The 15649-nt window shown below is 65.6% G+C and carries 21 protein-coding genes and 1 other RNA gene; 11 read left to right on the top strand and 11 right to left on the bottom strand.

The window, feature by feature from the left end; genetic code table 11:
* Positions 1 to 5: 5 nt before the first annotated feature.
* Complete coding sequence (locus ACZ5BT_RS02455) at positions 6 to 902, top strand: putative Ig domain-containing protein (RefSeq protein ID WP_464885046.1); 897 nt, start codon at positions 6 to 8, stop codon at positions 900 to 902.
* Here the strand turns inward: ACZ5BT_RS02455 and ACZ5BT_RS02450 are convergent, their stop codons facing one another.
* Positions 903 to 1844 carry a 4Fe-4S dicluster domain-containing protein gene (locus ACZ5BT_RS02450; protein ID WP_464885045.1) on the bottom strand — a complete coding sequence of 314 codons (942 nt, stop codon included), beginning with the start codon at positions 1842 to 1844 and terminating at the stop codon, positions 903 to 905. It lies immediately after the preceding gene.
* Positions 1845 to 1915: 71 nt separating this feature from the next.
* Here ACZ5BT_RS02450 and ACZ5BT_RS02445 point away from each other — a divergent pair, with 71 nt between their 5' ends.
* On the top strand, positions 1916 to 2254 hold the full coding sequence (locus tag ACZ5BT_RS02445; protein ID WP_464885044.1) for an SPW repeat protein: 339 nt from the start codon (positions 1916 to 1918) through the stop codon (positions 2252 to 2254).
* Positions 2255 to 2318: 64 nt separating this feature from the next.
* A complete protein-coding gene (locus ACZ5BT_RS02440; protein ID WP_464885043.1) occupies positions 2319 to 2936 on the top strand; it encodes a TetR/AcrR family transcriptional regulator in 618 nt (205 codons plus the stop codon).
* Here the strand turns inward: ACZ5BT_RS02440 and ACZ5BT_RS02435 are convergent.
* The 6 genes from ACZ5BT_RS02435 to ffs form a co-directional block, all read right to left on the bottom strand.
* Positions 2904 to 3983, bottom strand: coding sequence for a bifunctional 3-deoxy-7-phosphoheptulonate synthase/chorismate mutase (locus ACZ5BT_RS02435; protein WP_464885042.1), 1080 nt, complete (start codon positions 3981 to 3983; stop codon positions 2904 to 2906). The genes ACZ5BT_RS02440 and ACZ5BT_RS02435 overlap by 33 nt on opposite strands.
* A complete protein-coding gene (tatC, locus tag ACZ5BT_RS02430; RefSeq protein WP_464885041.1) occupies positions 3967 to 4752 on the bottom strand; it encodes a twin-arginine translocase subunit TatC in 786 nt (261 codons plus the stop codon). The genes ACZ5BT_RS02435 and tatC overlap by 17 nt, the downstream gene beginning before the upstream one ends.
* Positions 4753 to 4755: 3 nt before the next feature.
* Positions 4756 to 4989 carry a TatA/E family twin arginine-targeting protein translocase gene (locus ACZ5BT_RS02425; protein ID WP_464885040.1) on the bottom strand — a complete coding sequence of 78 codons (234 nt, stop codon included), beginning with the start codon at positions 4987 to 4989 and terminating at the stop codon, positions 4756 to 4758.
* Positions 4990 to 5008: 19 nt separating this feature from the next.
* Positions 5009 to 6385 (bottom strand): bifunctional UDP-N-acetylglucosamine diphosphorylase/glucosamine-1-phosphate N-acetyltransferase GlmU, encoded by a 1377-nt coding sequence (gene glmU, locus ACZ5BT_RS02420; RefSeq protein WP_464885039.1) that lies wholly within the window; start codon positions 6383 to 6385, stop codon positions 5009 to 5011.
* The gene (gene lgt, locus ACZ5BT_RS02415; RefSeq protein WP_464885038.1) at positions 6375 to 7220 is read right to left on the bottom strand and encodes a prolipoprotein diacylglyceryl transferase; all 846 of its coding nucleotides are present in this window, start codon (positions 7218 to 7220) and stop codon (positions 6375 to 6377) included. Before lgt ends, glmU begins: the two co-directional genes overlap by 11 nt.
* 111 nt (positions 7221 to 7331) lie before the next feature.
* Positions 7332 to 7425, bottom strand: an RNA gene (gene ffs / locus ACZ5BT_RS02410) — signal recognition particle sRNA small type.
* Between the two features lie 47 nt (positions 7426 to 7472).
* Here ffs and ACZ5BT_RS02405 point away from each other — a divergent pair.
* The 8 genes from ACZ5BT_RS02405 (at position 7473) to ACZ5BT_RS02370 (ending at position 13080) form a co-directional block, all read left to right on the top strand.
* On the top strand, positions 7473 to 8360 hold the full coding sequence (locus tag ACZ5BT_RS02405) for an ABC transporter ATP-binding protein (RefSeq protein WP_464885037.1): 888 nt from the start codon (positions 7473 to 7475) through the stop codon (positions 8358 to 8360).
* Positions 8353 to 9123, top strand: coding sequence for an ABC transporter permease (locus ACZ5BT_RS02400; RefSeq protein WP_464885036.1), 771 nt, complete (start codon positions 8353 to 8355; stop codon positions 9121 to 9123). Before ACZ5BT_RS02405 ends, ACZ5BT_RS02400 begins: the two co-directional genes overlap by 8 nt.
* An 11-nt stretch (positions 9124 to 9134) precedes the next feature.
* Positions 9135 to 9620: a cyclic pyranopterin monophosphate synthase MoaC gene (moaC, locus tag ACZ5BT_RS02395; protein ID WP_464885035.1), complete on the top strand. Its 486-nt coding sequence runs from the start codon at positions 9135 to 9137 to the stop codon at positions 9618 to 9620.
* Between the two features lie 26 nt (positions 9621 to 9646).
* A complete protein-coding gene (locus tag ACZ5BT_RS02390) occupies positions 9647 to 10267 on the top strand; it encodes an HAD family hydrolase (protein WP_464885034.1) in 621 nt (206 codons plus the stop codon).
* Positions 10268 to 10279: 12 nt separating this feature from the next.
* Positions 10280 to 10612, top strand: a complete 333-nt coding sequence (locus ACZ5BT_RS02385) for a DUF3208 family protein (RefSeq protein ID WP_464885033.1) — start codon at positions 10280 to 10282, stop codon at positions 10610 to 10612.
* A gap of 175 nt (positions 10613 to 10787) precedes the next feature.
* Positions 10788 to 11924 (top strand): NAD(P)/FAD-dependent oxidoreductase, encoded by a 1137-nt coding sequence (locus ACZ5BT_RS02380; protein WP_464885032.1) that lies wholly within the window; start codon positions 10788 to 10790, stop codon positions 11922 to 11924.
* A gap of 9 nt (positions 11925 to 11933) precedes the next feature.
* Positions 11934 to 12542, top strand: coding sequence for a helical membrane plugin domain-containing protein (locus tag ACZ5BT_RS02375; protein WP_464885031.1), 609 nt, complete (start codon positions 11934 to 11936; stop codon positions 12540 to 12542).
* A 94-nt stretch (positions 12543 to 12636) separates the two neighbouring features.
* Positions 12637 to 13080: a hypothetical protein gene (locus ACZ5BT_RS02370; RefSeq protein WP_464885030.1), complete on the top strand. Its 444-nt coding sequence runs from the start codon at positions 12637 to 12639 to the stop codon at positions 13078 to 13080.
* A gap of 33 nt (positions 13081 to 13113) precedes the next feature.
* On the opposite strand, the gene ACZ5BT_RS02365 is transcribed toward ACZ5BT_RS02370, so the two are convergent.
* From ACZ5BT_RS02365 to ACZ5BT_RS02350, 4 genes are read right to left on the bottom strand one after another with little or no spacing between them, the layout of a single operon-like run.
* On the bottom strand, positions 13114 to 13335 hold the full coding sequence (locus ACZ5BT_RS02365) for a hypothetical protein (RefSeq protein WP_464885029.1): 222 nt from the start codon (positions 13333 to 13335) through the stop codon (positions 13114 to 13116).
* On the bottom strand, positions 13332 to 13961 hold the full coding sequence (locus ACZ5BT_RS02360) for a hypothetical protein (protein ID WP_464885028.1): 630 nt from the start codon (positions 13959 to 13961) through the stop codon (positions 13332 to 13334). The genes ACZ5BT_RS02365 and ACZ5BT_RS02360 overlap by 4 nt, the downstream gene beginning before the upstream one ends.
* A gap of 10 nt (positions 13962 to 13971) precedes the next feature.
* Entirely contained in the window at positions 13972 to 14619 is a 648-nt protein-coding gene (locus tag ACZ5BT_RS02355; RefSeq protein WP_464885027.1) for a thiamine diphosphokinase, read from the bottom strand.
* On the bottom strand, positions 14616 to 15575 hold the full coding sequence (locus ACZ5BT_RS02350) for an ABC transporter ATP-binding protein (protein WP_464885026.1): 960 nt from the start codon (positions 15573 to 15575) through the stop codon (positions 14616 to 14618). Before ACZ5BT_RS02350 ends, ACZ5BT_RS02355 begins: the two co-directional genes overlap by 4 nt.
* Between the last annotated feature and the right edge of the window lie 74 nt (positions 15576 to 15649).

The following is a 15649-nucleotide window of genomic DNA, read 5'->3' as shown; positions in this document are numbered from 1 at the left end:
GAGGCGTGCGCCTGGGCTTGCTGGTACTTTTGATCGTGCTCACGGCTTGCGGATCCCAGCTGCCGGAGAGCCCCGGTGAGCCCTTACGCTTTGCGGTCGATCGTCTGCCCGACGCCTATGTCGGCGAGCCTTACCAGGGGTCGCTGGTCGCGGCCGGCGGCGTGCGGCCTTACACCTATGAACTCAAGGGCGAACTGCCCCCGGGCTTGCACTTTGAGGGCGGTCGCCTCATCGGGGTCCCGAAGAAGAAAGGGCGTTTCCGTTTCGCGGTGACCTTGCGCGATGCCGCGCTCAACGTTCGCGAGGCGAGCTACGAGCTTTTGGTCGGCGACCCCCCGCCGCCCCGGTTGCGGATGCTCCTCCCCGAAAGCCCGACCAGCGCCCCGTTCATCTGGGTGGTGCGTGAGGAGGGTCGGCGTGCGCTTGGGTTCCAGGCCCGCTTTTCCCTCAAGGGCCTTCGCCCCGAGCTGAAAACACTCCAGATCAGCAACAAGGCGGTGGCCGTCGTTCGGTGGGTGGAAAAGGACGAGGCGCTCGATATTGATCTGGCCTGGCTTGCCCCGGTCTCGGACCAGGAGGTGCTGCGCCTGACCCTGGTGCCCTCGCGCGAGCTGCGGCCCAGGGTGGTCTACAGTGCGCGTTTTTACGATCCCTCGGGTGAGCTGTTTCTGGCCTCGAGGTCCGTCAACCTCAAGCGGGAAGGCAAAGGGCGCTATCGCTACCCGGATTTGCTGGCCCTGGCCCGCGAGTGGAAGAAGAAGGCCACCAAGGCAGCCCCGCTCAGCCACGATTTGAACGGCGACGGAATCGTCGACGAGAAAGACCTCCAGCGTCTTCGTGAAGATTACGCCTGGTCGAGTGCCCCGAATGCTGCGGGGGATGGATCGAGCCAGGCGCGTTGATCAAAACACCGGAACGCCGCGGAACAGCTCGATCGTACCCCGCTCGAGCGCTGACTTATCGAAATCGACGAGCGCCATCACCTGGGGCGGACAGCTTTCGACGCAGGCGTTGCAGCCGGTGCAGCGTGTCAACTCCAGCTCGAGAACCGTCTCTTCGTTTTCCTGCCGGCGGTGAATGGCCCCCGTGGGACACACGTTGGTGCAGACGGGGCACAGCGTGCAGTCTTCATCGACGGTCACCCCTGGCCAGCGCACTGAATCGCTTCGCCGGGCGGCGAGTGACCTGAGGCGGAGCTCGTCGGACAGGCTCTCGTCGTCGCCGGGGAGGAGTTCGGGGGGCGGTTCGGGTAAGGCCTCCGCGACCACCCGGCGCGCCGTTCCCAGCCAGCTGGTAAAGATCTCCCGGCGGCCGAGGGGCGGACCGGGCAGGGGATCGGTGGTGACGGTGACCTCGAGGCCCGGGAAATACCGCCGCGCTTCCTCGATCATTCGCTCTAGGTGGGGAATGACCGTCTCGCCCCCGATGGGGCAGGTGGGGCAGTCCCCGCGGGCCAGCGTGAGCCGGCCCAAGCGGCTGCCCGATTCGGCGAGGACCCCCGGGGTGAGGCGTCCGAGGCAGAGGGTCTCCTCGCCGTGACCTTCGGCCCGGCTGCACTTGATCTGCCCTCGGCCCTTGGTGAGGGCTTCCTGCAGCGGCCCGAGGGGGTAGCCGAGGGCCGTGCCCGGACAGACCCCCACGCAGATCCCGCAGCCGGTGCAGTCGGTTTCCTCGATCCGGACCGTGAAGTGGTTGAGGTCGATGGCCTGGTGGGGGCAGGCGTCGGCACAGGCCGAGCACCCGCCTACGGTGTAGCGCTCAAGCAGGCAGCGTTCGGCGACGAAACTCGGGGTCGGATCGGTGAGCTTGAGGAAGACCTCGAGGAAGTTGTCGAAAAGCCCCATCCCTCACAGCATAACCCAGGCTTGTATAAGTGAGTGCTTACTTATACAATGGACGGTGGGAGGGGAGAGCGATGAAAAACCGGCTGGAGTGGGCGAACTTGGTGTTGGGCGCGTGGTTGTTCCTGTCGCCGTGGATCCTGGGGTTTTCCGGCACCTCAGCGGCGGCATGGAGCGCCTGGGTTTTGGGCGCGCTGGTGGTCATCCTTTCCGGGCTCTCGATCTCCGACCAGCAGCGCTGGGAGGACTGGGGGAACGCAGCCGTCGGGGTCATCGGTTTCCTGGCCCCCTGGCTGTTCGGTTTCCTCGGAACTTCGGTCGCGGCGTGGAACTTCTGGATTATTTCGCTGGCAGTGGTTATCATCGCCATCTGGGCGGCGACGTCTCCTGCGACGCCCAAGGCGACGTCGTGAAGGCATTTGGCCTTTCGGCGGGGGCGGGCGTTGCCCGCCCCCGCGGGTTATGGCTGGGAGGGCGATGACCACCGCATTGGGACCTCAAAAACGGCGCCGGAAGGGCAGCGAGCGCAGGGAAGAGATTTTAAATGCCGCGCTCGAGGTGTGCCTCGAGGAAGGCGTTGCGGCGCTTCGCACCGAGAAGATCGCCCGGCGGGTGGGGCTGAGCTCGGGCGGGATCTTCCGTCATTTCTCCAGCAAAAAGGTCATTCTCTCGGCGCTCGCCGAGCGTCTTTGCGCCCGCCTCGAGGCCACGCTGCCCTCCTTCCCGGCCGAGGCGGATCCCCTCTCGTGGTTGCATCAGTTCGTCGAGGCCAGGAGCCGCGCCCTCCTAGAGGACGCGGGGCTCGGATTGCTCTTTTCCCGGGAGTTCGAAAAAGCCCTGCCCGAAGAGGCCAAAAGGGCGCTCCGCGCCCAGTTTTCCAAGAGCTGGGAAGCCCTTTTGGGCGCGGTGCGCGCGGCGCAATCGCAAGGAAGCGCCCGTCAGGATCTCCAGGCCGAGGAGCTGGCGATGGCCCTCACCGCTTTGGTGCAGTGCGTGCTGTGGCCCGCGCTCACGCGGGACTACAACCACGATCCGGAAAAGGTCTGGCGGGCCGCCTTTGACCTACTCACTCGCCCCTGTCCCGAGGAAGGCTGAGATCTCTTCGAGAAAGCGTTCGAAGGCGGGGAAGTCGAGCTGCTGCTGGTTATCCGAAAGCGCCACCAGCGGGTTGGGGTGGACCTCGACGTGGACCGCGTCGGCCCCGGCGGCGAGCGCGGCCTTGGCCAGCGGGGCCAGGAGGTCGGTGCGCCCGGCAGCGTGGGTCACATCGACCACCACCGGCAGGTGCGTTTCCTGCTTGGCGAGCACCGCTCCCGAAAGATCGAGGGTGTTCCTCGTCCACCGTTCGTAGGTGCGGATGCCGCGTTCGACCAGGACGACCTGGTCGTTCCCCTGGCTCAAAATGTACTCGGCGGCGTAGAACCATTCCTCGATGGTGGCGCTCATGCCCCGCTTGAGGAAGACCGGCTTTTTGGCCTGGCCCACTTCCTTTAAAAGGGCGAAGTTTTGCATGTTGCGGGCGCCGATCTGGAGAATGTCGGCGTAGGTGGCCACCGTTTCCACGTCGCGCGTGTCCATGACCTCGGTCACGAAGGCCATGCCGTACTTATCGGCCACTTCCCGGCCGATCTCGAGGCCCGCCTTGCCGAGTCCCTGGAAGGCGTAGGGGCTGGTGCGCGGCTTGTAAGCGCCTCCGCGGAGCACCTTGACCCCCTTGCTGGCGAGGAACGCCGCCGCTTCCTCCATCTGCGCCGGCGATTCGATGGCGCAGGGTCCGGCGACGACGAGCTTCTCGCCGCCGCCGAACACCGCCGGGCCGGCGCGAACCATCGTGGGTTCGGGGTGGCTTCGGCGCGAGTAAAGGAAGGTCTTTTGGTCCTCGGCTTCCTCCAGGGCCAGGCTGGCTTTGAAGATTTCTTTGAAGAGCTTCTTGATCGTTTCCGCGGGGAAGGGCCCCGGGTTTTCCCGGGTCAGGGCGTCGAGCATCTCGGATTCCCGGAGTGGGTCGTAGTGGGGGAGTCCGAGGGCGGTTTGGATCCGGCCGATTTCGGCCGCGATGCGCCCCCGTTCCGAGAGGAGGGCCAGAAGTTCCCGGTTAATGCGGTCGATCTCGCGCCTCAGTTCTTTAATCCGCGTTTCCACGACGCTCCTCCGAGCGCTTACGCGTGCGCTCGCCGACGCCGGCCACCACCACCGACAGCCAGTAGAGTGCCAGCAAGGGAATGCTGACCAGCGAGAGGTTGATCACGTCAACCGTTGGGGTGATGATTGCCGCCAGCGTGATCACCGCCACCACGGCGATGCGCCAGTTCCTGGCCAAAAAGCCGGCCGAGAGAATGCCCAGGCGTGAGAGGAAGTACGAAAGGACGGGCATCTCGAAGAGGATGCCCATAACTGTCATGTAGGTCAGGATCTGTCCGATGTAGCGCCCGATCGAGATCTGGGGCGTGACCACGTTGCCCAAAAAGCCCAGCAGGAAGGGAACGGCGAAGGGCAGCAGGACGTAGTAGGCAAAGGCGGCGCCCACGGCGAAAGAGAACCCGGCGGCGACGATGAAGGGAGCGGCGAGGCGACGTTCGTGGGGGTAGAGCCCGGGGGCGACGAAGGCCCAGAGCTGGTAGATGATGAAGGGCAAGGCCAGCACCAGACCGCCAAAAGCGGCCACCCGGAGCGCGGTGATGAACGGCTCGGTGATGTCGAGGACGATGAGGTTGACCGGGGTACCGTTTTGAGCCGCGGCGCGGTCGAGCGGCACCTTGAGCCAAGCCAGGAGGGGAACGCGGTACACATAGGCCACGCCCGCAGCGACCACCCAGGCCAGAAGTGCCCTCAGGATGCGGGCCCGCAGTTCCTCCAAATGTTCGACCAGAGGGGCTTCTTTGAGCCCCCCACTTGATGGATTTTCGGCCATCGCCTAGCTCTCTTTGGCCCCGACCTGAATGTCTTCTTGGGCTTTTGGCTTCGCCTTTGGCTGGGCGGGCTCATCATTCATGGCCGATTCCAGCTCTTCCTTGATCTCGGAAGCGCCCTTTTTGAATTCGCGGATCGACTGTCCCAGGCTTCTCCCGAGCTCAGGGAGCTTCTTCGGACCAAAGAGCAGGAGCGCGATTACCAGGATGACGAGAATTTCCGGCATGCCAAGGTTCATCCCCAAACCTCCCTGTCCCCTAGGATACTCCTTTCCGCTTTCGCCACACCCAGCCCTCGATGATGCGTTGCTGGCCCCGACCGATGGCCAGGGCGCCTTCGGGAACGTCCTTGGTGATGGCGCTGCCGCCGGCTACGAAGGCGTGATCGCCGATGTTGACGGGAGCGATGAGAACCGAGTTCGAGCCGACGAAGGCCTGCTGGCCGATGCGCGTCGGGTGCTTCTTCTTACCGTCGTAGTTGGCGGTGATGACCCCGGCCCCGATGTTTGAACCGGCTCCCACGGTGGCGTCGCCCAGGTAGGCCAGGTGGCCGGCCTTGGTTCCCGGGCCGAGCACGCTGTTTTTGACCTCCACGAAGTTGCCGACGAAGGCGCCTTCCTCAAGCACCGCCCCCGGGCGCAAACGGGCCAAGGGACCGACGACGGCCCCGGCCTCGAGGCGGGCGCCCTCGAGGACCGAATGCGGTCGGACCTCGGCCCCGGCGCCGACCACGCTGTTTTCGACCACGCTGTAAGCGCCGATGCGCGCGCCTTCGGCGATCTTGGTCGTGCCTTTGAGCATGACCCCCGGCTCGAGGACCACGTCGGCGGCGAGCTCGACCTCGGGTTCGAGGTAGATGGTCTCCGGCAGAATCATGCGCACCCCGCGCTCCATCCAGCCGGCGCGCAGGCGGTCGAGCAGGACGCGTTCGACCTCGGCCAGCTGGGCGCGGGTGTTCACCCCGATGAGCTCCTCTTGGTCCTCGGCCATGAGCGCGCCGACGGGGAGGCCGGCCTCGAGGTAGCGCGCCACCAGGTCGGTGAGGTAATACTCCCCGGCCCGGTTATCGTTCTTGACCTTGGCCAAGAGATCCCACACCCTGGCGTCGAAAGCGTAGACGCCGGTGTTCACTTCGGTGATCGCCCGTTCCTCGGGCGAGGCATCCTTTTCCTCGACGATTCTGGCCACCCGGCCATCGGCACCTCGGACGATGCGCCCGTAGCCATAAGGATCGTCCTTCTTCATGGTGAGGACGATCATGCCCCGGCCTTGGGCCCCAAGCGCTTCTTTGAGGCGGTGGAGGGTGCGCTTGGAAATGAGCGGCGTATCACCGCTGGTCACCAGCAGGGCGCCGGTGAAGTTTTGGAGGGCAGGTTTGGCCGCAGCAAGCGCGTGCGCCGTGCCCAGAGGCTCTTTTTGGTGGGCAAAGCGTACGCCCTGGTCCGCCAGGGCTTCCATGACCCGTTCGGCGCCGTGCCCCACGACCACCACCGTCTCCCTGGCGCCGCTTTGGCGCGCAGCCTCCACGGGGTAGCGGAGCATCGGACGCCCCAGGAGCGGGTGCAAAACCTTCGGCACCTTCGACCGCATTCGGGTTCCAAGACCGGCCGCCAGAATGACCACGCTATGTTCCATGCCTTTGCTCCCCCATACGCCGAAGCATGTACCAAGCCACTAGGATAAGCGGAATCGAGACCAGCTGGGTGGCGGTGAATAGACCGATGCCCAGTTGATCGTTTTGATAGACCGGCCACCAAAGGGGGTTCAGCCGGAAGGGCTCTTCGATCAGCGAGCGGAGCAGGCTGTAGGCCAAAACGAAGTTCCAAAAGGCATAGCCCGGCGTGCCTCGTTTGAGCCAGCGCCACACCAGGACCAAAAGGATAAGCCCCACCAGCGCCCCGTAGATCTGGGTGAGGTGCACGGGGCCGCGGACGATTTCGCCGGCGCAATAGCCCCAAGCCAAATCGCCGGTCGATGTGCAGATGCCGGGGAAGCCCACCGCCCAGTCCGGCCAGGTGAAGCCGAGGGGGAGGGTGGTCAGGCGACCCACGGTGTCCGATCCGTTCATGAGGTTGCCGATCCGCCCGGCGATAATCCCCAGCGCGACCCCGGGGAGTGCCGCGTCGAGGTAGTCGTAGACCGGTGCGCCGTGGCGTTTGGCGAAGAAGTAAAACACGGCGATGCCGCCGAGAATGCCGCCGTGAAAGCTGAGCCCGCCCTGCCAGATGTAGAGCGCGCGCACGGGATCGCCGGCGAAGTCCTGCCAGCTCGTGAGCACGTACACCACGCGAGCGCCCACGACCCCGGCGATGACCGCCCAAAACGCTGCCTGGGAAAAGAGTTCCACGTCGTGGCCCCGGGCTTTGACGATGCGTTCGGCGATGGTGTAACCGATGAAGATAGCGGCGGTGATCAAAAGGCCGTACCAGCGGATCGTCAGGGGGCCGATTTCGATAAAGATAGGGTCCATAGATCCTCCGTAAGCTCTCTTTGGGCAACGTCCCCAGCATACCGGGAACGCCGTCGGGTCTGTCGTCCGTTAGGGTAGGCGGCACCGGGGTGAGAATGCAAAGAAGCGCCCCCGGTGCCCCGACGGCACCCGACCCTGACCGCTTAGGGCTGCTCCCTTCCGGGCCTGACCCGGTTCACGGCGGGTCGCCGCGTCGGACCGGGGGCAGCGACAGTGTAGCAAAAAGCTTGGGCTTTTCCTAGACTCAAAGACGTGTCCGCCCTGGAGGCTATTGAGCTTGGCAAGCGCTACGGTCGGCGATGGGTCTTACAGCAGGTGAGTTTCAGCGTCCAGCCGGGTGAGGTCTACGCCCTCGCCGGCCCCAACGGGTCGGGGAAGACCACGGTGATCCGCCTGGTCACCGGTTTGGCCTTCCCTTCCGCCGGCGAAGTGCGCCTCATGGGTCAAAAGGTGCACGAGGGGGGCTGGGCCCTTCGGCGGCACCTCGGGGCGGTGGTCGAGGCGCCAGCAGCCTTTTATCCCCAGCTCACGGGCCGGGAAAACCTCGAGCGCCTGGCCTGGATGGCAGGCTTAAGAAGGGCGGCCTCGAGGATCCGGGAGGTTTTGGCCCAGCTCGAGCTCATGGCGGTCGCCGATCAGAGGGTCGCCACCTACTCGCTGGGGCAGCGGCAACGCCTGGGGTTGGCCGCGGCCATTCTCGCCCGGCCCGAGGTGTTGGTGCTCGACGAGCCAACCAGCGGCCTGGACCCGGTCGGGATCGGGAAGGTGCACCAGATCCTCGCCGAGGAGGCCTCGAGGGGGGCCGCGGTGCTCATCTCCACGCATCATCTGCGCGAGGTCAGCGCCTACGTCCACAAGGTAGGCATCCTCGGCGGCGGCCGGCTGGTCGACGAGGTCAGCGTGGCCGCTGAGAAAACGCGCCACCGCATCCGGGTGGACGACCCGCCCCGGGCGACGGCCCTTTTGCGAACCCTGCCCTCCCTCCAGAACGTTCGTTTGCGTGGCGAGTGGGTCATCGTGGAGGGCGCCGTCGAGGGGGCGGTTGACGCGCTCGTTGCCGGGGGCTTCAAGGTTTTCGAGGTAACGCGCGATTACTTCGATCTCTACGAATACTATCGGGAGCGGGTGGCGCATGGCTAGGTTGTTTTTGTGGGAGATTGAGAAACTCCGGCACCTGCGCTCGGTCAGGCTCGGGTTGCTCGCCGCGGTGGTGTTGCCCCTCATCTGGTCGGTCGCGCCCGGTCTCAAGGCGGTCTACGGACTGCAGCTGGTCTCGGGATGGCAGGTCCCGGCGCTGGCGTTGCTGGCGGGAATGGAGTTTTTGTACCCCTTCCTGGTCGCCATGGCGGCTTCCGAGGTGCTCGGGAGCGAAGTGAGCATGGGCACGCTCAAGGCGTTGCTCTTGCGACCGATGTCCAGAACACGAATCGTGCTGGCAAAGCTCCTCGCGGTGCTGTTCATTCCCTTTCTCTTCCTCGGCGCCAGCCTGGGTGCCGGGATCGTGGCCGGGCTTCCCCATGGTTTCGGTGGATTTTTCGGGGGAACCGGCCTTGGGGAGGGTGGGTTTGCCGGCATGGGGTATCTTGGGGCCGGCGAGGCGCTGGGTGAGATTCTTCGCGCCTATGCCCTGGCCGCGCTGACCCTGCTCCCGATCGCCGTGCTCGCGCTCCTCTACGCGGTGGTCTTCCTCTCCACGACCGCGAGCGCCCTGGCCACCCTGGCCACCGTGTTGCTGATGCGCCTGTTGGTGGTTTTCCCGGCGATCACGCCGCTGTTGCTGACCCGTTACCTCGATCTCTACCTGCGGCCGGAGGCAGCGGGGCCGGGCTTATTGCTGCTGGTGATCTATACGCTGGGTTTTGCGGTCCTGGCGGTGTTGCTCTTTGAGCACAAGGATGTGTGAGGAGGTTGTTCATGGGCAAACTGACCCACTTCGAAGACGGCGAGCCGCGGATGGTCGATGTCACCCAGAAAGTGCCCACAGTTCGGGTGGCCCGGGCCGAGGCGGTGGTCAGCCTCCCCGAACCGGCCTGGCGCGCCCTCGAGGAGGGGGGCGTGGGGAAGGGGGATCCTCTGATGGTGGCGCAGATCGCCGGGATCGCCGCTGCAAAGCGCACGAGCGACCTCATTCCCCTGTGCCACCCCCTCCCGATCGGCCGGGTCAAGGTCGACGTGGCGCTCGTGGCCGAGACCCGTCAGGTGCGGATCACCACCGAGGTCAAGACCAAGGCCGAAACCGGCGTTGAGATGGAGGCCCTCACCGCGGCCAGCGTGGCGGCGCTCGCGGTCTACGACATGTTGAAGGCGGCGGCGAAGGGGATCGAGATCGGCCCGATCCGTCTTTTGTACAAAGAGGGCGGCAAATCGGGAACCTGGGTCGCGGATGAGGCTGGCTCTTGAAGCTGGGCCTCACTAAAATGGAGCGCATGGGTATCCGCGGGGTGCTGTTTGATTGGGGCGGTGTCTTTACCGTCGGGACCTTTGACGGTCGGGTCATCCGCAATTTGGCGCGGCGCTTTGCCCTGCCCGAGGATCGGGTGTCGCGAGCCTACTTCGAGCACGTGGAGCGCCTGGAGCTCGGGGAGTGGACGCTGCGGCGGTTTTGGGACGTCCTGTCGCAGGCGCTGGGGGTTGAAGCCCCCTACGCCACCTTCCAGCGGCTCTTTTTGGGCAGCGTGGCGCCCAGGCCCGAAATGTACGAACTGCTCGCCGCCATGCCCGAGGGCGTCGCCGTCGGTCTTCTCTCCAACAACTATCCGGTGATCTCGCGGTTTCTGCGGGCCGAGGAGTATTTCGATCGCTTCGATGCTGCGGTGTTTTCGAACGAAGAAGGCCTCAAAAAACCTCAACCCGAGGCCTTTCAGCTGGCGCTCGAACGCCTGGGGCTGCCGGCACCTGAGGTGCTCTTCGTTGACGACAACGAGGTCAATACCGAGGCGGCCCGGGCCCTCGGGTTTAAGGTCCACCGCTTCACCGACCCCCCGCGTTTCCTAAAGGCCCTCAAGGCCGAAGGCATCCGTCTCCCCGCCGCGCCTGCGCGGCCCTAAATCCGGCTCGGTATGCGCGCCGTTCGCTTGCTGCAAGGCTATCTCTGGCACCCCCGGACCCTCGAGGTCGACCCCGGCTCGTGGTTCCCGGCCCAGGTCGAGCTCGAGGGTGAGACGGTGCACCTGGCAACCGACCCAATCCGCCCTCCCTTTGCTTTCTTCGATGACGGCACCCCGACCGAGAGCCAACGCTTTTACCAGCTGACCGCCCTGGTGGTGAGCGCGTCGCCGGACGATGCGTTGGTGCGGCTGGCGGAGCGGATGGCGGCCTGGCTGAAGGTCCGGCTCGAGGCGACGCCGGAAGGCGTGGGCTGGTTGATCTTCGGAGACCTGAGGGCGCTCTGATCCTATACCCCCAACAGCGTGACTGAAGTCTTTGGGAGGACGGGCCGCCTCCCGGCTCACGTGTTCCGATGCCGAAGGGGCGATCGCTCTATGATTGGGCTAAGCCGGGACATTTCTCGTTGTGAAAGGATCTACATTAAAAACGGGTATTGGGTATGGCAAAGGAGGTTTCGAGATGGCGGTAAAGGTACTGGTACTGGGCGGAGGTTCAGGCGGCTTGGTGGCGGCCAATAAGGTCAAGGGCTTGCTGGGCCGGGAGGTCGAGGTTACGCTCATCGACCGCTCGGACTACCACTACTTCCTTCCCGGCCTGCCCTGGGTCGCGTTCGGGATGCGGGAAGTGGACGATATCCGTCGCCCGCTGGCCAACGTGGAAAAGCGCGGCATCCGTTACGTCAAGGCCGAGGTGGAGGCGATCGAGCCCGAGGCGAACCGGGTTGTCACCGATCAGGGAACGTTCGGCTACGACTACCTCGTGGTCTCCCTGGGGGCTGAACCCCAGCCCCAGCCGACGGCCGACGCGGTCGCGCCCTGGTCGCCGGATGGCGCCATGGCGCTGAGGGAACGCATGAAGGCCTTCCCCGGTGGGCGGGTGGTCATCGGCGTGTCGAGCCCCTACTACCCTTGTCCACCCGCGCCATACGAGGTGGCGGGCATGGCCGAGTTCGCCCTCAAGGTCAAGGGCGTGCGCGACCGCTCGAGCGTGGACGTGTTCCACATGAACCCGGCGCCGCTCGCGGGCATGGGGCCGGTGATCTCCGAGCGGGTGATGCGGATCCTCGAGGAGAAGGGCATTGGATTCCACGGCGGCTTTGAGCTGGCCGAAGCAGGCAGTGGCGAGGTCCGGGCGAAGGACGGGCGGACGCTGGCCTACGACCTCCTCATCCTGGTCCCGCCGTTCGCCCCCAACCGCGTGGTCCGGAGCTCGCCTTTGGCCGGTGAAAACGGTTTCCCCCCGGTAGATCGCCGCACGTTCCGTCACGTCAAGTACACCAACGTCTTCGTGATCGGCGACACGGTGAACCCTTCGCTGATGTTGCCCCCGGCAGGGGTCGTCGCCCACTTCCAGGCCGAGTACATCGCCGGCGTGATCACCTCCGACCTCAAAGGGGCTTACATCGGCCAGCCCTTCGACCCGGTGGCGATGTGCATTATGGACTTCGGCGACAACGCGCTTTTGCCCCAGTGCAGCTTCGAAAAGGTACTCGAGGGCACCGGGATGCCATCGTGTGGCGTGATGGCGGTTGGGCGCTGGGTCCGGGTGACCAAGATGCTCTTCGAGAGCTATTGGTTCGCCACCTTGATCGGTTAGGAGGAGAGGATGCCAACGGTTGAAGAACGCCTCGAGCGAATCGAAAAGATCCTGGAGGGGTCTGGACTGGGACTGCTCGGGGAGATGGAGCTTGGGGCCACGCTCTCGGAAAACCTCGGCATGATCATGGAGCCGGGCAACCTGCGCCTCATTTCGGTGCTCGCCCGTTTCCTCGAGCAGGCCGAGGCGCTTGAGAAGCTCGCGGACACGCTGGAAAAGCTCAACAAGAGCGGGGCGTTGGAGATCCTGGGGAGCCTCTCCGAGTCGCTTGCGGAAAACCTCGGCATGCTCGCCGATCCCAAGGTGTTGCGCCTGCTTTCCCATGCCGGCAACGCGCTCGACTTCCTCAGCCGGATCGATCCCACCGCCGCCGGGATGATGCTCGACCTCGGCGTCGACGCCGCGCGAGAGGTGTTCACCCCGGAAAAGCTCAAAAACCCCCCCAAGGTGACGGTCATCGGTCTGCTCAGGGCCCTTTCGGACCCCGAGATCGAAAAGGGGCTCGGACTCTTGCTCGAGCTGTTGCGCGTGGTTTCCCGAACCTTCGACAAGGCCAAGGCCAAGGAGGCCGAGCTCCAGACGATGATGGAAAAGATGATGAAGAAGGGCAAAAGCTGAGCCCGGGCTTTGCATAAGCGCCACCGGAGGCAAAACAAAGCGCCAAAGGCCCCGCGCGGGGCCTTTGGCGTAGACTGAGGGTGAAGGACTTTTTATGGACCAGGGAGCGGTAATCACCGAGAGCGATCGACGGCGGCAGCGATCCCGGCGATATGAGTGGTTGGCCGCGGTGTTTTCGGGCCCGCTCGGCATGGCGCTCGCCGGGCACCCGGAACTCGGAACCCGCTACCCCAGCGTCTACGCCACCTGCCCGGGGCATCCCGATCTCACCTGTCGCGACGTGGGCGGGGTGCCCCGGGTGTGCCTGGTGCGTCGCTTTGAGAACCTGGCGGAGAGCGCCCGCAAGGGCGGCCTCAAACGGCGCCGGACCGAGGCCCAGCGTGTGCGCGAGCTCCTGCTCTGCCTCGATGCCCTCGAGACCGGCTGGTCGGCCCAGTTCAAGCCCGTGCTGGCAATCACCCGCCAGGCTTTGAAAGACGACCTCCGTTACCTGAACCGCTTTTCACCCGCCCAGGACACCGCCCCCAGCGAGGGGTGAGTCCCTGCCGTCGCTTTTGGCTTCGGCCGGGGTTTAACCGCCGAGCTCGAGGGGAAGATATAGCCGTCCCAAGAGGAACATCGAGCTCACCGCGGCGGCGGTGAAGACGATCATGGCCACGAGACCCAAGGTCAGGGTGAGATCGAACCCCTCGCCCTCGGTGGTGAGCGTTTTGGGATTAAAAAGGCGGTAGAAGATGAACGAGACGATGGCCGCGCCGAGCGTAAAACCCGCCAGCAAGAGGATCCAAGTCATGGCTCTCCCTCCCTCAAAAGCCCGAAAGCAAAAAGCCACGCCTTCAGGCTCGCTTCTAGATTAACCCGCCCGAGACCGTAAGGCGTGGCCCCGGCCTCGAGGGCGGAGGCGCCCTGGTGCGGTGAGGGGGCACCGTTCATGAGCGGTGCCTGGCTCGGCAGGGGGCTTTTCCAGGGGGCGTAGGCCCGGACCTCGAGGTAGTGGACCCCGGTCGGCGTTTTCCTGACGAGCGTCCTGGCCGGTTTGGGATCGTCGAAGGCGACCCGGGAAACTTCTCCCTCGGCCTCGACTTCCTTGAATCCCTGGAAGCTGGTCCCGATGCCCGAGCCTTCGGCGACGATCAGGACCCGTTTGGGCTGGAGGCGCTCGACCGCGCGCCCGAGCGGCCAGGCATCGCCGGGGGAGACGTCGATGCCGACGATGACCCGCCCCCGAAAGCGCAGCGACCCCAGGGCGCCGAGCGCCTGGGGGGCGTCGGCCCAGGGGACCCAGAGCAGGATGGTTTCGCCACCGTACCCCCCTTCCAGGTGGGCGAGGAGGGTCCCGTAGGGGTCGATCTCCGCCCGCATCAAGGGGTCGAAGGCCTCGAGTTCTTCGATCAAGGCGTTGAGGGGCAAGACGTCCATGGCTCTTAGCTTAAGGAGCCTCTGCGGCCCGAGGCGAGCGGTCGGCGAAGACCACCGCCCGGCCCCGGCTGAGCCCGAGGCGGAGCGGGCCCAGGGCAACGTTGCGCAGGGTGCGGGTGCTGCCCAGCCCGAGCGAGAGTGAACTCGCCTCCCAGCGGGCGCCCGCGATGGTGAGCCCCTCGAGGTCGGTCATGGGAACGATGCTGAAGGGGGTGTCCGCTTCCAGGGCCAGCTCGCGCCCCGGCGGGACCAGGGGCCAGGCCCAGCGCAGACCGTCGGTCACCGAGGCGCTCACCCCGGCCTCGGCGAGCTTGAGCGAGAGGGTGAGGTGGGCCAGGGTGTGGTCCAGCTCGCCCCCCAAACCCCCCAGGAGCAAGAGTTCGTTCGCCCCGCAAGCGAGCGCCGCCTGGGTCGCAAGCTCGGCGTCGGTCGCGTCCTTGGCCCGGGGGTAGGTCCGGCGGGGAACGCCGGAGAAGTCGGCGAGGTCTTGCGGCGTGCTGGAGTCAAAGTCGCCAACCCAGAGTCCGACGTCGAGGCCGAGGGTTTTGGCGTGCCGGATCCCGCCGTCGGCGGCGATGACCCAGCGCGCCCCCTCGACCGCGTTTCGCGCCGCGGGGGTGGCAAAGAGCGGTCCGGCGAGAAGGATGACGGCCTTCATGGTTCTAAGGGTACGGCGCGCTCGAGATCGATCCGTAAGCCCAGGCTTTTGCCTTCTTCGGGGAGGGGATCGAGGGGTCCTTCCCAGTAAAGGCGCACCCCGCGCACGTTGAGCCAGAGTCCGATGCGCGGGCCGAGGAAGAGCGCCTCCAGGACCTCCGCCTTTTCCGACCCGCCGAGGGCAATGGCGGTGGGCGGGAGCAGCCAGTGGCGCTCCCTGAGCCCGAGGCGACGCGCCTCATCCGGCGCGAGCACGTTCTTGTGGCCCAAGAAGCGCGCGCACCAGACGTTGCTGGGTTTTTGGAAGACCTGGCCTGGCGTGCCGAGCTGGACGATGCGGCCGTTTCTCATGATCGCAACCCGATCGGCCAGGACGAAGGCCTCGGACTGGTCGTGGGTCACGTAGAGCGCCGTGGTTTGCTCTTCTTTCAAGATCCGTTTGAGCGTTAGGAGCAGGTGTTCACGAAGTCGGAGGTCGAGCGCCCCCAGCGGCTCATCCAGCAGGAGGATCGGCGGCCTTGGGGCCAGCGCCCGGGCCAGGGCCACCCGTTGTTGCTCCCCGCCCGAGAGCTGGGCAGGCTTTTTATTGCGGTGAGCGGTGAGACCGGTTTTTTCAAGCAGCGCCGTGACCCGGGCCTCGATCTCAGCCCTGGCCCAGTGCCGCTCGACCAGGCCGAAGGCCACGTTGTCGTACACCGAGAGGTGAGGAAAGAGGGCGTAGTCCTGGAAGAGGAAGCCGATGCCGCGCCGTTCGCTGGGCAGCCGGGTGACGTCGCGTTCGCCGATCCAGACCCGTCCCGCGTCCGGAGCGGCGAGCCCGGCGATCACTCGGAGCACCGTGGTCTTACCGCTTCCCGAGGGCCCGAGCAGGGCCAGGGTCTCGCCTGAATTCACCTCGAGGTCGATGGAAAGCTCGAAGCCGGCGTTTGCCACTCGAATGCGTTCAAGACGAAGCATGACCCACCACGCTGCTTTAGTCTGACACGGCGCGCCTCGGCAGGCACCCACGGGCGTTTGGACAGCCCGGCATA

It is taken from the genome of Vulcanithermus mediatlanticus (genome assembly GCF_055385885.1).
The sequence above is the reverse complement of the archived record's forward strand: the minus strand, read 5'-3'. Positions and strand labels throughout refer to the sequence as shown.

Excerpts from the sequence above, each read along its gene's own strand:
- ACZ5BT_RS02450 (WP_464885045.1), bottom strand. The coding sequence starts at position 1,844 with ATGGGGCTTTTCGACAACTTCCTCGAGGTCTTCCTCAAGCTCACCGAT.
- ACZ5BT_RS02445 (WP_464885044.1), top strand. The coding sequence starts at position 1,916 with ATGAAAAACCGGCTGGAGTGGGCGAACTTGGTGTTGGGCGCGTGGTTG.
- ACZ5BT_RS02440 (WP_464885043.1), top strand. The coding sequence starts at position 2,319 with ATGACCACCGCATTGGGACCTCAAAAACGGCGCCGGAAGGGCAGCGAG.
- tatC (WP_464885041.1), bottom strand. The coding sequence starts at position 4,752 with ATGGCCGAAAATCCATCAAGTGGGGGGCTCAAAGAAGCCCCTCTGGTC.
- ACZ5BT_RS02425 (WP_464885040.1), bottom strand. The coding sequence starts at position 4,989 with ATGAACCTTGGCATGCCGGAAATTCTCGTCATCCTGGTAATCGCGCTC.
- glmU (WP_464885039.1), bottom strand. The coding sequence starts at position 6,385 with ATGGAACATAGCGTGGTCATTCTGGCGGCCGGTCTTGGAACCCGAATG.
- lgt (WP_464885038.1), bottom strand. The coding sequence starts at position 7,220 with ATGGACCCTATCTTTATCGAAATCGGCCCCCTGACGATCCGCTGGTAC.
- ACZ5BT_RS02400 (WP_464885036.1), top strand. The coding sequence starts at position 8,353 with ATGGCTAGGTTGTTTTTGTGGGAGATTGAGAAACTCCGGCACCTGCGC.
- moaC (WP_464885035.1), top strand. The coding sequence starts at position 9,135 with ATGGGCAAACTGACCCACTTCGAAGACGGCGAGCCGCGGATGGTCGAT.
- ACZ5BT_RS02390 (WP_464885034.1), top strand. The coding sequence starts at position 9,647 with ATGGGTATCCGCGGGGTGCTGTTTGATTGGGGCGGTGTCTTTACCGTC.
- ACZ5BT_RS02385 (WP_464885033.1), top strand. The coding sequence starts at position 10,280 with ATGCGCGCCGTTCGCTTGCTGCAAGGCTATCTCTGGCACCCCCGGACC.
- ACZ5BT_RS02380 (WP_464885032.1), top strand. The coding sequence starts at position 10,788 with ATGGCGGTAAAGGTACTGGTACTGGGCGGAGGTTCAGGCGGCTTGGTG.
- ACZ5BT_RS02375 (WP_464885031.1), top strand. The coding sequence starts at position 11,934 with ATGCCAACGGTTGAAGAACGCCTCGAGCGAATCGAAAAGATCCTGGAG.
- ACZ5BT_RS02370 (WP_464885030.1), top strand. The coding sequence starts at position 12,637 with ATGGACCAGGGAGCGGTAATCACCGAGAGCGATCGACGGCGGCAGCGA.
- ACZ5BT_RS02365 (WP_464885029.1), bottom strand. The coding sequence starts at position 13,335 with ATGACTTGGATCCTCTTGCTGGCGGGTTTTACGCTCGGCGCGGCCATC.
- ACZ5BT_RS02360 (WP_464885028.1), bottom strand. The coding sequence starts at position 13,961 with ATGGACGTCTTGCCCCTCAACGCCTTGATCGAAGAACTCGAGGCCTTC.
- ACZ5BT_RS02355 (WP_464885027.1), bottom strand. The coding sequence starts at position 14,619 with ATGAAGGCCGTCATCCTTCTCGCCGGACCGCTCTTTGCCACCCCCGCG.
- ACZ5BT_RS02350 (WP_464885026.1), bottom strand. The coding sequence starts at position 15,575 with ATGCTTCGTCTTGAACGCATTCGAGTGGCAAACGCCGGCTTCGAGCTT.